The 15,245-nt window shown below is 67.0% G+C and carries 5 protein-coding genes and 1 pseudogene; 3 read left to right on the forward strand and 3 right to left on the reverse strand.

Going from position 1 to position 15,245, the window contains the following annotated elements:
- Both ABZ725_RS37195 and ABZ725_RS37200 read right to left on the reverse strand, forming a co-directional pair.
- Positions 1 to 289, reverse strand: a pseudogene (locus ABZ725_RS37195) (hypothetical protein); the annotation flags it as partial.
- A 65-nt stretch (positions 290 to 354) separates the two neighbouring features.
- Positions 355 to 2,385, reverse strand: coding sequence for a Tat pathway signal sequence domain protein (locus ABZ725_RS37200; RefSeq protein ID WP_358806818.1), 2,031 nt, complete (start codon positions 2,383 to 2,385; stop codon positions 355 to 357).
- A gap of 919 nt (positions 2,386 to 3,304) precedes the next feature.
- Here ABZ725_RS37200 and ABZ725_RS37205 point away from each other — a divergent pair.
- The 3 genes from ABZ725_RS37205 to ABZ725_RS37215 all read left to right on the forward strand — a co-directional run bounded on the left by ABZ725_RS37205 (position 3,305) and on the right by ABZ725_RS37215 (position 13,383).
- Entirely contained in the window at positions 3,305 to 6,484 is a 3,180-nt protein-coding gene (locus ABZ725_RS37205; RefSeq protein WP_358806819.1) for a family 78 glycoside hydrolase catalytic domain, read from the forward strand.
- A gap of 75 nt (positions 6,485 to 6,559) precedes the next feature.
- Positions 6,560 to 9,976, forward strand: coding sequence for a family 78 glycoside hydrolase catalytic domain (locus ABZ725_RS37210; RefSeq protein ID WP_358806820.1), 3,417 nt, complete (start codon positions 6,560 to 6,562; stop codon positions 9,974 to 9,976).
- A 341-nt stretch (positions 9,977 to 10,317) separates the two neighbouring features.
- Positions 10,318 to 13,383 (forward strand): family 78 glycoside hydrolase catalytic domain, encoded by a 3,066-nt coding sequence (locus ABZ725_RS37215; RefSeq protein WP_358806821.1) that lies wholly within the window; start codon positions 10,318 to 10,320, stop codon positions 13,381 to 13,383.
- Between the two features lie 263 nt (positions 13,384 to 13,646).
- Here ABZ725_RS37215 and ABZ725_RS37220 read toward each other — a convergent pair whose 3' ends face one another.
- Positions 13,647 to 14,846 carry a 4-hydroxybenzoate 3-monooxygenase gene (locus ABZ725_RS37220; protein ID WP_358806822.1) on the reverse strand — a complete coding sequence of 400 codons (1,200 nt, stop codon included), beginning with the start codon at positions 14,844 to 14,846 and terminating at the stop codon, positions 13,647 to 13,649.
- Between the last annotated feature and the right edge of the window lie 399 nt (positions 14,847 to 15,245).

The following is a 15,245-nucleotide window of genomic DNA, read 5'->3' on the forward strand; positions in this document are numbered from 1 at the left end:
GCCCTTGCCAACCCCTGGATCTGGGGCAGACCCGCACCGCCGACCCGCCGACTGCGGCGCCGGTATGTATACACCGTTTGAGGAACCCAGCACTAACGCCGGGGAGCGTAGCCAGGAGGTCGAGCTGACGACGAAAGGGTGCCACCTGTTCCCCGATCCGTTCGGTCAGCCGGGACTCGGTGGCGGTGCCGGCATCGATCCGGTCGAGCATGGTCCGGGCGAGGAAGGCGTGGTGGTCGCCGAACCGGCCGGTCAGTGCCTCGACCAGGACCGTGCGTTTGTCGCGCATACAACCCAGAAACCCCAGGTCACAAACACAGCCCGGAGTCTCCGATGAACCCAGGGCGATTCCACCTACGTGACCACGACCCGTACACGGTCAAGATTCTGGATCCGCGCGTAGGGAGTCCGAGGATCGCCCTCCCGCTGCGACGTAGCTCGCAGTACGGGGAAATAGGTGCCGGGTATCGGGAAGGAATGAGTGGCGTGCAGGGTTACCGTCGATCCGATCCGGCCGAGCTGCGCGGGGACTGGATAGGTGCCGATACCCTCGAAGTCCCATTCCGCCCCGACCACCTTGCCCGCATTGGGTGGGACCTGGACCGTTGCGGAGAATTCGACGGGCTGGTCGACCGCGACGCCGGCGTGCTCGCCGCCGTTGACAGTCAAGGTGACCACCGGCTGGATTCCCTTTCGCCGCCCGGCGGTCTTCGCCACCTTCACTTGAGCGTCAACCACCTTGTAGCTGGTGCTGGCAGGAGGCCGTACGCCCTTCTCGACCCACGCGCTCAGGTCGCGAAGCGCCTGTTGGAGCACTCCCTGATAGCCGACGATGCGGGCTTCGCCCGCTGCACTGTCCGGTGCGGTGTGCTGGGCATGGTCCGTGTACCAGAGACGGAAGTTGTCGTCGAGAGGCCGCCCCAGAGCTTGTTGCGCTTTCGTCCGGTACCAGTCGGCCTGCCACGGGAAGGCGTCGATATCCGTCAATGACTCCAGCACGATCACCTTGCCGTGGAACCGGCCGGTCTGGTGGGAACCACCCGCGTTGAAGGCGGCCGACGGTCCGACCAGGACGTCGCGCTGCGGGTAGACGGGGGTGCCGTCGGGGCCCCGGAACTGGTTCCAGCCGTACATGTCGGGTGTCGGAACCTGGTGGCGGTGATAGGTCTGGAGGGCGAGGTACCACGAGTTGTCGATCCGTACCCGGTCGCCCGCCTGAATGGCGCTCACTACCGCAGGGTCCGCGCCGTATCCAAAGACGACCATGTTGCCGACGACCGCGCCCAGGGAGAGCCGCCGACCTGTGGCAGCGCCGCTCATGACGACCAGGTCGAGACCTTCCGGACTCCCTGTGGGCACACTCGACAGCAAGAGCCGCCCCGGAGTTCCGGCTATCACGCTGATGACGGTCGTGTCGTGCCGGATCCGTGCGGCCGAGACCGATGACGTCGGATCGGTGCCGAGATAGCCAGGCTTCGTCCAGAAATCGTCGACGTAGGTCGGGTCCGAAGTGGGCACAGAGCCGGCGACCAGGCTCAGAGCCCCTCCGGTCAGCGTCGCGTGGTTCCACCAACCAAGCGGCGGGAATCCCAGCCGCGTCGCTTCTCGTAGCGCCCCTCGCTCCTCCTCGTTCAAGTCGGCGTACGGGTCGCCACTGCCTCCGGGGTCGACCGCATCCAGGATCCCAGGGAGCTTGTTGCGCGTCCTCAGTACGCGCAGCGCATGGACCCGCACGGTGAACATGCTGGGGATCGCGTTCGGCGATCCCATGACGAGCGGCACCCCGCCGTCCCACACACCGGTGGTGTTCTCCATGGCGCTGATCGTCTGGTACGCGCCGCCGCTGCCGCCGTAGAGATAGCCGTAGCAACGGTGTTTGCCGTACATACGGGCCGCTTCGAGCCGCGAGAACTTCGCCGCCGCCGCGTTGACCCTGTAACCCCCGATGGAAGGATCCTTCTGGGCACTCGCCCCGCCCCCGCCCGGTCCGGTGGCCTCCGCCCCGCCCATGTTGGTCTGCACGACATAGGCTCCGCTCGCGACGCCGAAGCCGATGTCGTCCGGCGCAGCGTTCTCGCTGGTGAAGATCGGGTAGGTCATCTGGAAGAATCTTCCCCGGTAGCGCTTCGGCGGCGGGAAGCAGAACGAGAACCTCGCGTCCGTGCCCGTGAACCCGCCGTGCACATAGCGATGAGGCACCGGTGTGTCCCGCCACTCGTCGATATCGACGTAAGGCTGGTTGAATCTCGGGTCGTCGCAGTCGGCGGTTACCAGCATGGGAACTCCGGCGGCGGGCGCACGGCACACCTCGGACGCGGCGGCAGCCGGATGCGTCGCGGCCACCCGCGTCACAGCACCGAGGGGAACCGCCGCGCCGACCACCATCACCTGCCTTCTCGAGGGTACGAAACCTCCGGATCCAGGCGTCGTAGACACAGTCAGCACTTCACCTTTCGTCCTGGGTGGGTCTGGGCCTTGAGTGAGTCGCGTGTCCTGGCTCCGCGGACCAGTTCCCCCGACGAAAGCCGTACCTGAGCACGTACGAGCTGATCGGAATGACCGTTACCGTCACTGCAGAATCGCATATTCACATAGCCAGAACATGATTGCAACGGGTTGGAAGTCGGAAATCCGCAGAGCGGGTCTCACGGCCGACATGGGGGCTGTCGTCGATCTGAATGTGCACGAACAACCCCTATGTGAAGGATTCGGACATGAACGGCATGGCCGCGATCGCGCCGGCCTCCGGGCCGCCCGCGCTGGTCCGGTCAGCCATCGGGGAAGAGGCCGACTCCGGACACCCGACCGCTCTGTACGGCTGAGACCAGACCAGCACCGCGCCCACCGGGACCGACCAGATCCTCAAGTCCGTCGCCATACCGCGCACGGCCGAGGACTTGCCACACCGCCGCCCGGCACGGGCGGGACATGGGCCGCTTCGGCGTCACCCCGACCTGCCCGTCGACGCTTGCCACTGGAGCCGACGGGGTGATTTGAAATGTTTCAAAACCCCGTGAAGGGCAGCCTGCACCACCTCGGTCTCAACTCCGGCGCCCACCAGGCCGACATCCCCTCTCAGCAGCACCGCCGACACAAGCAACCTGCCTCTTCCTGGGAAGTTCTGATCGCCTTCTTTCGAAACTTGTGTTGCCGGAGTGATGGACAGCCGTCACACGGGCGGTTAAGTTCACCGCCGACTGGAGTGAATCGATACAACCAACAGGTCTGGCGATCGTCGGCAACCCCCTTGGACGGTCACTCCGAAGGCCGAAGGGATGACGGTGTGAGCCAAGGAGCGAGCGACATGCACGGAGCCGAGGAACCGGCAGGGAACCGCGAGGACGCCCAGTCGGAGGGCCACACCGAGGTGCGCCGCCGAACGGTGCTCACCACGGCTCTCGGTGCCGTGCCTGTGGTCTCGGCCGGACAGATCGCCATCGGGGCCGGCGGGGGCACCGCGTGGGCCGCACCCGCCTCGGACCGGACCTCGGTGTCGGGGCTGACGGTGGAGCGCCGGGTGAACCCGCTCGGCGTCGACGCCGACAAGCCTCGGTTCGGCTGGCGCATGGAGTCCTCCGCACGTGGGCGGCGCCAGACGGCGTATCAGATCCTGGTGGCCACGTCGCCCGACCGCCTGACGCGGAGCCACGCGGACATCTGGGACAGCGGCCGCATCAAGTCGGCGGACTCCGTGGCAGTGCGCTGCGCAGGCAGCCAACTACGCGCCTCGACGCGCTACTTCTGGACTGTACGGGTGTGGGACGAGGACGGTCGTGCGGTTGCCGGTGCGCCTACGGCCGTCTTCGAGACCGGCCTGCTCAGCACCGACGGCGTGTCGGGCTGGGACGGCGCGAAGTGGATCAGCATGGCAGGCAAAACGCCGAACAGCCCCGGGGCACCGCTGCTCCGACGACAGACCGCGCTCAAGGGGCGAGTGCGCGAGGCCCGGCTGTACGTGTCGGCCCTCGGCGTGTACGACGGCTACGTCAACGGCCGCCGCGTCTCGGTGTCCCAGGGCCGGGCCACGACTCAGGAACTCCTGACCCCCGGCTGGACGAACTACGACAGCACCGTCAACTACATGAGCTACGACGTCACGGATCTGCTCGCGGGACAGCGCACGGTGACGCTCGCGGCGGTGCTCGGCAACGGCTGGTACAACTCCCGGATCAGCGAGACCACCTATTCGCTCGCTCCCAGCAGCAAGTACTACTCGAAGGACGGCAACCGCCTCGCTCTCAAGGCCAAATTGCTGATCCGGTACGCCGACGGTACGACGCAGAGCGTGGTCACCAGGCCTGGCGGCGGGTGGAAGGCGACCGACACGGGCCCCTACCGCGCCGACGACATCTACGACGGGCAGGCCTACGACGCCCGCAAGGAGATGCCGGGCTGGACAGCGGGTGGCTCCGACGACGCCTCCTGGTCGGACGTCGAGGAGCACGACTTCGCCATGCGCTTCCCCGACTCGAAACTGGTTGCCTACCCTGGCGAGACGGCCCGGCTGATGTCCGAGTGGGACCGCAAGCCGCAGTCACTCACCCTTTACACCGGGGTGGCCGGCGAGGCGGGCAGCGCCAACGGCAAGGGCCGTATCGTCGTCGATCCCTCCCGGACGGTGATCGACCCCGCCAAAGCCGCCACTGCCTCTGTGACGATCGGCGATGGCGATACCGCGGTCTTCGACCTCGGGCAGAACATGGTCGGCGTGCCCTGCTACACCGTGCGCGGCCCCGCGGGCGCCGAAGTCACCTTCAGGTTCGGGGAGATACTCAACGACGGCAGTGAGGGATCCGACGGGCCGGAGGGTTCGGTGTACCGGGCCAACCTTCGCACCGCCAAAGCCACCAGCACGTACACCCTCAAGGGCGATACCCGCGGCGAGACCCACCAGGACTCGCTGACCTTCTACGGCTTCCGCTACGTCTCAGTCGCCGTTACCACGCCGGACACGAGGGTCACGGTCTCTGGCCTGACCGGCCGGGTCGCCACCTCCGCGATCCGTGACATCGGCACTGTCACGACCGACGACGCCCAGGTCAACCAGCTGATCAACAACGTGCGTTGGGGCCAGCGCGGCAACTACCTGTGGGTGCCGACCGACTGTCCCCAGCGCGACGAGCGGCTCGGCTGGACGGGCGACACCCAGGTGTTCTCCAACACGGGCCTCTACAACGCCGACGCCGTCAACTTCCTCAGCCACTTTCAGGACAACCTGCTCGACTCGCAGAAGACCTACGGACGCGACGACGCTCAGTTCACCATGGTCGCGCCCGGCTCCCGGTACAACCTGCCTGCGCCGGCGAGTGGTTGGGACGACGCGGGTGTGATCGTGCCATGGACCGTCTGGCAGATGTCGGGCGACACCACCGTGATCGAGCGCAGCTGGGCAGCCATGACCCGGTACGTGGACTGGATCCGCCAGAGCACGGGAGAGACCTACGCGGGTCAGGGCTCGGTCTTCGGTGACTGGCTGGCCTTCCAGCCCACCAGTGCGCAGCTGATGAGCGACGCCTACTACGCCTACTCCACCCGCCTCATGGCCGACATGGCGCGCGCCACCGGCCGCGAGACCGCAGCCGTCGACTACGACGCACTGTCCTCGAACATCAAGCGGGCGTTCATCGCCAAATACCTCAGCACCGGCACCTCCGGCAGCCTCGTACTCCGCTCCAGTCTCGGCAAAGCCTCAAGCCTGCCCGGCGCCGCGACCTCGGAAGACAACTCCCAGACCGCGCTGCTGTGGGCACTGAAGCTCGGCCTGTACGACACGGACGCCCAGCGGCGCGGACTGCTGGAACTGCTCGCCGAGAACATCGAGAACTCCGCCGCCTACAAGCGGGCCCATCCCGACAGCGCCCGCGTGCCGTACCCGGGGTACACGCTGTCCGTGGGGTTCCTCGGGGTCAACGTCCTCGCCCCGGTCCTCACCGACCAGGGCCGAGCGGACCTCGCGTACACGCTGCTTCACCAGGACGCCATGCCGTCATGGCTGTACTCGGTGAGAAACGGTGCCACCACGATCTGGGAGCGCTGGAACTCGTACTCGAAGGACGACGGATTCGGCCCCGTCGACATGAACTCGTTCAACCACTACTCCTACGGCGCCGTCGTCGAGTGGATGTACACGGACATGGCCGGCATCGCGAAGGACCCGGACCACCCCGGCTTCAAGCACTTCTTCCTCCAGCCGCACATCGACCCCACCGGGAAGATCACGCACGTCGCCGGTTCGCACGTCTCGCCGTACGGCGAGATCACCAGTGAGTGGGCGGTGCGGGGCGAGGTCCTGGTCTATCGAACCCAGGTGCCCGCGAACAGTACGGCGACCCTGCGCATACCGGCCCGGGCCGCTTCCTCGGTCCGCGAGGGACGGGCACCGCTCGCGCGGGCGGACGGGGTGAAGTTACTCGGCTTCGAGGACGGCGTCGCCACCTATCGACTCCCCTCGGGCAGCTACCACCTCACCAGCACCCTGAGCTGACCCTGCCGGCACCTCGCCCGCCCGTAACGCTCAGGTCCGTCTTGTCCGACAGCACATCGCTTAGGAGAAAATTCCTTGAATCCGTCAGACGCACAGGACAGGTCCACGAACGGGCCCGGACGCCGAAGCGTCCTCAAGCAGGCCGGCGGCACCGCCGCCGCGCTGGCCATCGCCGGCTCCGCGGCGGCGCCCACGCCCGCATTCGCGGGCGACCGGTCGTCAACGACCGGGGGCAGAGCCCCCGACCGGTTGACGGTCAACTACGCACACAATCCACTGGGCATCGAGTCCGCACCGCGGTTCGGCTGGAGTTCGGGAGTCGCCCGGCAAACCGCGTACGAGGTGCGTGTCGCCACCTCTGCCGGCGGGCTCAATGCCTCGCGCCCCTTGTGGAGCAGTGGTCGGGTGCGGTCGGCGCTCGATCTGCAAGTCGCCTATCAGGGGCCGGACTTGAAGTCCCGTACGCGCTACCACTGGCAGGTTCGGGTCTGGGACGGGCATGGTCGGGTATCCGGCTGGAGCGAGCCGGCCTGGTGGGAGACCGGCCTGCTCACGGCGTCCGACTGGAGCGCGCTGTGGATCGGCGGCCGCCAGGAGCAGGACCACGACTGGACCGATCACACCGTCACCGCCGAGTTCCGGATCACCGACGCCGCGAGCGGCTTCGGACTGATGTTCCACGCGCTGCCCGTCGGCAAGAAGTACGGGGAGTCCTATATCTGGAAGCTGTCGGATGTCGGCGGTGTGGTGACGTTGCGGCAGCAGGTGCGGCACTACGACGGAGCGCCGTACGACGCGCACAGCGAGACCAATCCGACCAGGAACACCAACACCACGACGACGCTGCGTACCCTCACCGGAGACCAGCTCGGCGGGAAAGTCACGGCCGGGAACCTCACCACGGCGCCGCATTCGCTGACGGTCATCACGCGCGGTGACACCATCATCACCGCCGTCGATGGCATCGAGATCGACACCTGGACCCCGCCCGCCGAGCATCTCCAGACGCACGGCACCATCGGCGTCTCGCTCGGTACCAGGGCCGTCGTCAAGAAACTGACCGTCAGGGCCGACCGCGGCCGGGGCTTCACCACCGACTTCGCCGGGGGCGTCAACCCCCTCGAACACGGCACGCCCGCCGCCGACGGGCTGCCCATCGGGCCGCGGGCCGCGTCGACGAAGGACGCGATTCTACCCAGCGCCAACCCGGCGCCGCTGGTGCGCAAGGAGTTCCAGCTGCCGCAGGAAGTGACCTCGGCGCGGATCTACGTAGCGGCGGGCGGCTGGCCGGTGGTGACCGTCAACGGGAAGCCGGTGACGGACGGACTCCTGGTTCCCGACCAGACCGACTACGACCAGCGCGTGCTCTACACGACGTACGACGTCACCGAGTTGCTGCGTCGCGGGTCCAACGCGATCGGTGCCGAGCTGGGGCGCGGCTGGTACGGGCTGACAACGCCGAACGAGTGGTACCACCACATGGCGCCGTTCCACGACAGTCCCAAGCTGCTGCTCCAGCTGGAGGTCGTGCTGCGCGACGGCAGCCGCAGGACGGTGATCAGCAACGGCAGTTGGCGGACGACCGACGGGCCCACCACCTTCGACTCCGTGTACGCCGGCGAGAAGTACGACGCCCGCCGCGCCGAACCGGGCTACGACAAGCCTGGTTACGACGCCCGGGACTGGATCCCGGCCCCTGTCGTCAGCGCGCCTCGGGGAACCCTGCGCGCGCAGGAACAGGAGCCCGTCAAGACGCTCGCCACCGTCAAGCCGATTGCCATCACCGAACTCGCGGGGACTCCGGGAACGTACATCGTCGACTTCGGGCAGATCATGAGCGGTGTCACGCGGCTCACCGTCCAGGGGAAGAGGGGTACCACCGTCCGCGTCCAGGTCGACGACGAACTACGGACCGAAGGCTTCCTGTTCACCAACGACTACCAGATCGCCGGGGATTCACAGGCCGACTACTACACACTCGCCGGACGCGGGGTAGAGCGGTGGACACCGTCGTTCACCAACAAGGGCTTCCGGTTCGCCCAGGTGAGCGGGCTGCCCTCCGCCCCGGACAAGGACACCGTGGTCGCGCTCGTGCAGCGGTCCGCATACCCGGTCGCGGGCACGGTCGAGACGTCCAACGCGCTGCTCAACAGGATTGCGCGCAACTGCCGTTGGGCCGAGTGGAACAACACTGTGCAGAAGGTGACCGACACACCGAGCAGGGAGAAGAACGGCTGGACCGGGGACGCGCAGGGCGGATCGGAGCCGATGATCCTCGGCAACAACCTGGCCCGCTTCTTCCCCAAGTGGCTGGAGCATCTGCCCGACGCGCAGATCTCGACGGGCGAGATCCCCGAGATCGTCCCGGCCGCCAAGGGCGGCTTCGGCTACGACCACACCCCGGGCTGGGCGTCCGTGGAGGGCCCGACCCCTGCCTGGGAGGCCGCGCTCTTCGTCATCCCCTGGGAGCTGCACAAGTACTACGGCAACGACACCGTCTTCAGCTCGCTCTACGACGCGCAGCGCAAACTGATGGACTACTACACCGGTTTTTGGAACGCCGCGAACAAGTACACGTACGAGACGAAGCTCGGTGAATACGCCGCAGTCGCGAACAGTGGCAGTACGGCCGTCATCAACATGCAGTACTACTACTTCTTCGCCGACTCCATGGCGCGATCGGCGAAGCTACTCGGCAGGACGGCAGACGCCAAGCACTACCGTGCCCTCGCCGACGACGTCCTGGCCACCTTCGTACGCGAGTACTGGAACGGCGCCTACTTCATCGGGGGCAACACCGAGTCGGTGAACGTCATGGCGATCGCGTTCGGCATGGTGCCGAAGGGCGGGGAGGCGAGCGCGGCCAAGGCCGCCGCCGACAGTATCGTCGCCCGCGACTACCACATCGGCGCGGGCATCTACGGCATGAAGTACCTGTGGATGGCGCTCAGCGAGCACGGCTACAAGGATGTGCTCTACAAGGTCGCCACCCGGACCACGTCCCCGAGCTGGGGCTGGCAGATCGGGCGCGGCGCCACTTCGCTGTGGGAGACCTGGGACACCCTCTACCTCTCGAAGGACCACCACTACTCCAGCACCATCCTGACCTGGTACTACCAAGGCCTCGCCGGCATCAGCCCGACCGAGGACGGCTACCGGGCCATCCGCATCCGCCCGTACGTGCCGACGGTGCAGGGCACCAGCAGCGTCCCGCCGGCCGCCGATGTGCAGTCCGCCCTGGACCATGTCGAGGGGCGCATCGACACGGTGCGCGGCACGGTCGCCTCGCGCTGGCACCGGCGCGCGGACGGCAGGATCCGGCTGACGGTGACCGTCCCGTACAACACCGAGGCCGAGGTTTGGGTGCCCACGTTCGGGAAGACCGTCACCGCTGCCCGCGGCGCCGGGTTCGAGCGGAAGTGCGAGTACGCCGGAGAGGAGTTCGCCGTCTATACGGTCACGGCGGGAACGCACACGTTCAACGACTCCTGACTGACTGCGGCATAAGGGTCCGGCGAACATCCGGCCCGCCGCCGGCGCATCACGGGCAGCCATACCGTTTCCCGGCATGGCTGCCCGGCTCCTCGCACACCCCATGCACCCTCACCTCATCCACGTTTCCCGACACCGCACACCCGGTAGCGACTGAAACGATTTACACACCAGAGCTTTTGTTCTGTCGAAAGGTTCGCAGCATGCGAAGACTCCTCATCGCCCTTCTGGCAACGGGGCTGGCACTGGCCGGTGTGGCAGCCTCGCCGCCGACCCCGGTGGGTGCCACGAACGCTTCCGCGGCAAGTGGCACACCTGCGGCGAACTCGGCTCCGACGCACTTGACCATCGAACTCCAGCCCGCCCCGATGGCGATCGAGGAGTTGCGGGCTCCGCGGTTGTCCTGGGTCGCTGCGTCCGGGGCGCCGCAGAAGGCGTATCAGGTGAAGGTAGGCAAGCAGGTCTCGCTCGCCGGTGGATCGCTTGTCTGGGACTCGGGCAGGGTCGACTCAGGCAGGTCGACGAGCGTTGCCTACGCGGGTCCCCGGCTCGCTCCGCAGACCCGGTACTGGTGGGCCGTGCGGACGTGGTCCGGCAGCAGGCCCGGGCCGTGGTCGAAAGTGGCGGAGTTCGGCACAGCGGTCAAGGACAGTTGGAAGGCCGAACCCATCTGGGCACCCGGGCATGAAACGCCCGCCTGGGCGGACTACACCGTCAAGACCAAGATCTTCCTGATCGAAAGGGCCGTCGGCCTCGTCTTCCGCGCCGAGGACGTCGACAACTCCTACGTCTGGCGGTTCCAGGCCGACAACCGTCTCGTCCCGGTGAAGCGGGTCCGTGGCAGGGACGTACAGCTGACGCCCGTCGACCTGCCGGCCGGCACGATCCGGACGAACAAGCAGATCGACGTCGAGATCACTGTGTCCGGGCCTTCCATCACCACGAAGATCAACGATGACGTGGTCTCCCAGCTCACCGACTCCGCCTTCCCCACGGGGGTCGTCGGGGTCGCGACCGGCTCCGGGGAATGGGGATTCCTGCGCGACATCTCGGTCGTCGACACTGACGGCACCACGCTGACCACCGGGTTCACCGGTGACAAGCAGGTGTTCTCGTGCGGAACGCAGATGACGGGCATCTTCTGGGTCCAGAAGGACAACCGCTGTCTCGTCACCGGTGTCGCCGCCGACTGGGCCTTCCTCCGTGGTGACGTACGACTCGCGAACAAGCCCATCGTGGCAGCCACTCTCTACGCCAGCGGCCGGTCGACGGTCCCGAGCCGACAGTACGTCTTCCGCGCCTACGTGAACGGCCGGCAGGTCGGCGTCGGACCGGTCCCGCAGTTCCACTCCGACAACTTCTACGGCGCGTGGGATGTCACCGGGCTGATGCGCGAAGGGGCGGTCAATACGGTGGCAGCCCAGGCGTACACCACGCAGGATCAGCGTTTCCTGGCGCAGCTGGTAGTGACGTACTCCGATGGACAGAAGCAGGTGTTCGGCACCGGCCGGGGCTGGCGCGCACTCGACGGCGTGGGGGTCTATCCGCCGGCCCGTGGCACGGGAAGCTGGTACTACGGGTCACCGCGCGAGGACCTCCAGGCGTCCGAGTATCCCTGGGGCTTCGACGAGCCGGGCTTCGACGACGCGTCCTGGCAGAGGGCCGACGTGAAGCCCGCCCTGGCCTCACCGGCCCCGATAGCGCAGCAGTCCCAGAACATCCAGGTCCAGGACAAGGCTCCGCAGAGCGTCCGCAAGATCGGGACGGGGCATTACATCATCGACTTCGGCCGGTCCTGGATCGGCGGGCTCGACCTGACCTTGAACGGAACGGCGGGGCAGCAGGTCGACGTACGCCTCGGCGAGGAGACGGACGGCCCGGACGCGGTGCGCTACAACCTGCGCACGACCAACGCCTACCGTGACGTGTGGACTCTGAAGGACGGACCCCAGAGGCTCACCCACTGGGGATACCGGGTCTTCCGGTACGCCGAGCTGATCGGCGCGCCGGACGACCTCACCACGGCGGACATCCGTGCTGCGGCCCTGGTCTACCCGTACGACGAGACCGAGGCGAGCTTCAGCTCGTCCAACGCCGATCTGGACCAGGTGTGGGGCTTCGTCAGGAACTCCGTGCAGGGACTCCGCTTCGACCTTCCCTACGACTCCGCGACGCGCGAGCGGACCGCCGACAACGCCGGTGACACCTACAACATCACGTCCGCGAGCGACGTTCTGACCAGCGACCGGTCCTGGGACCGCCTGGGCCACGAATGGTCCCTCGACAACCCCAGCCCCATCACCGAGTGGCGGCTGGCCACAGTCCTCGCCTCCCGCGACCACTGGCTCCAGACCGGCGACGAGCGATCGATGCGGCGCTCCTACGACACGCTGAAGTCGAACCTTCCCGAACAGTTCCTCAACGCCGACGGCCTCGTCGAGAAGGACGTCACCGTCTTCGGCGGCGCCAACAACACCGGCAACTGGCGCGACCTCGTCGACTGGCCCCAGGCCGACCGCGAGGGATACGAGTTCACCCGGGTGAACACCACGGTCAACGCATGGTCGTACGCCGCGTTCGACGCCATGTCGCAGATCGCGTCGGCCCTCGGCAACAGGGCCGACGCCGAGAAGTACCGGACCATCGCCACCAGGATGCGGGCCGCGATCAACAGCAAGCTCTGGGACGCCGACAAGGGGGCGTTCGTCGACGGTCTGGGCAGCACCCACACAGCCGTCCAAGCCACCGCCTACGCCGTCGCCTTCGGAGTCAACGACGACACCGACGCCGCAGCGGCGGGCGACTACCTCGCCTCCCGCCCCATGGCCTGCAGCGTCTTCTGTGCCAACTTCCTGCTCAAGGCGCTGGCAGACACCGGCCACACGCAGCGCGCCGTGGAACTGATGACGGACGACGGTATGCGCAGTTGGAAGCACATGATGGACCTGGGTGCGGGCGCCACCATGGAGGCGTGGGACCCCTCCCTGAAGAGCAACACATCGTTCAGCCACCTGTGGGCCTCCGCCCCGGTGATCTCCACCGCCCGGGACATCTTCGGCATCAGCCCCACCCAGGCCGGCTACTCCCGGTTCCGGGTACTGGTGCGGCCTGGCGGACTTGACCACGCCTCGATCACGGTGCCCACCGTGAAGGGCCCCATCGCCTCGTCGTTCACCCACGACGACCGCGGCAGGATCAGACTCGCCGTCCAGATTCCTGGCAACACGACGGCAACGGTGTACGTGCCGCTCGACGCCGACACCCCCAAGGGGTTCGTCCCCGCCCATCCCTCAGCCGCCGCCTACCAGGGCCGCAGCAAGGTGGCGGGCGCCGAGTTCGCGACGTTCACCGTTCCCAGCGGCAGCTGGACCTTCGGACCAGGGGCAACTCACACGATCTCACGATGACCAAGGCATCGGTTCCCAGCTGCGCCCGGCCCGCACCCGCGGCATCACAGCCACCGGGCGTACGGAACCCCAACCCGCTATCGCGCTAACCAGCACATGGGCCCCACCGCTCGACTTCCGCGGTGGGGCCCACAACGTCTACGTGTCCAACGGCTACCGCAAGCAGCAGCCCAGCGCCTGCGCTAGTAGGACTCCAGCCGGATACGGGCCGGCATCTCGTCAGGACACAACCTGAACGACCTCGACGGCAGAGGCGCGGATTCTCAGGAGAGACCTGACATGAGTTCGCCATAGGCGCGTGCGGCTGCCGGTGAGGTGGTGACGCGCTCCAGGCGCGCGCGTGCGATCTTGCTGCGGAAGGAGCCCGTGCCGGAGTCGTCGTCCGTGGCTGTGGCGTCGTGCAGCATCTCCGTCATCCATCCGGAGAACTCCTGGTAGTTCCAGACGTGCCGCAGACAGGTGTCGGAGTACGAGCGCAGCCCTTCCTGGTCGCCGTCCTTGACCAGGTCCCGTACAGCGGTGGCGAACACCTCGGCGTCGTGCAGTGCGAGGTTCATGCCCTTGCCGCTCACGGGAGACATGATGTGGGCCACGTCGCCGACCAGGAACAGTTTGCCGTGGCTCATGGGCTCGTAGACGACGCTGCGCAGCGGGAAGGTCTCCTTCTCGAGGATCGGGCCCGTGGGCAGGTCCTTGTCGCCCAAGCGGATGCGCAGCTGTTCCCAGACGCGCTCGTCGGGCCAGTCCTCCGCCTGGTCTCCAGGCGTGCACTGCAGGTAGAAGCGGCTGGCGAGGAGGCCGCGCGGGAACTGCGCCGCGAAGCCGTCGGGGCTGATCCCCATCAGGAGGTGCCCGGCCAGCGGCACGTCCGCGTACACAGTCAGCCAGGAGATGCCGTAGTCCTGGGCGTACGCCGTGAGTACGCCCTCGGGGATTGCCGCGCGACTCACCCCCCGGTCGCCGTCGCAGCCCGCGACGACGTAGCACGCGATCTCGTGGGCGACACCTTCCTTGTCCCGGTAGCCGACGGTGGGCTGAGCACCGGTCAGGTTGTCGAAGGTGACGTCGTCCACCTCGAAGCGCAGATCACCGCCGCCCTCCAGGAACGTGGCGATCAGGTTCTGGACCAATACCTTCTGCGGGCAGATGCGTGAGGTCGGCCCCATGGTGCCTTCCAGCGACTCCTTGAGCAGCCGGCTCTCGCCGTCCACCCGGATCTCGATGACGCCGTTGTAGGCGGGGCCGCTGACCACCTGGTCGGCCAGCCCCCACCGCTCGAACATCTTGACGGCGCGCGGCTCGATGGACCCGGCCCGCTGCCGCTGCTCGATGTAGGCGCGGTCACGCCGCTCCAGCACCACACAGTCGATGCCGCTGCGTTGCAGCATATTGGCGACCGTCAGCCCGGCCGCGCCCGCGCCCACGACCACGACCGTTGTCTTTTCTTGCCTGGATTGAGCCATAACAGACCACCGCTCGCGCTAGGTGTCGTTCTCTAAGGGAAGTTTTCGGACACATCAAAGGATTTTGTCTTGCGTGCCCTGGAATGACGGAGGTCGGGCCGATAACGGGCACGGATCACTGCCGCCGAGCTGAACGCTAACACTTGATCAAGGCAGCGAATGCGACGAACCAAGCCCCCTCCGAGTGTGTGAAACGTCGCGCTTGCGAACTCATCGATTGTGTGGACACCGAATTCTTCGTGACACCGTTATGTCACCTCTCCGCGACTCCAGGCGGATCGGCCGAGGCCACTCTGGGGGCGGATCTCCGCCCGTCGGCATCTCAGATTCAAGGCTCCCCGGATGTTCACGCTCGACGTCGATACGCAAGTCAAGTTTTGCGTCAAGTTTTTCTCTGTG

Source organism: Streptomyces sp. NPDC006872 (genome assembly GCF_040635845.1).
Lineage (GTDB): Bacteria > Actinomycetota > Actinomycetes > Streptomycetales > Streptomycetaceae > Streptomyces.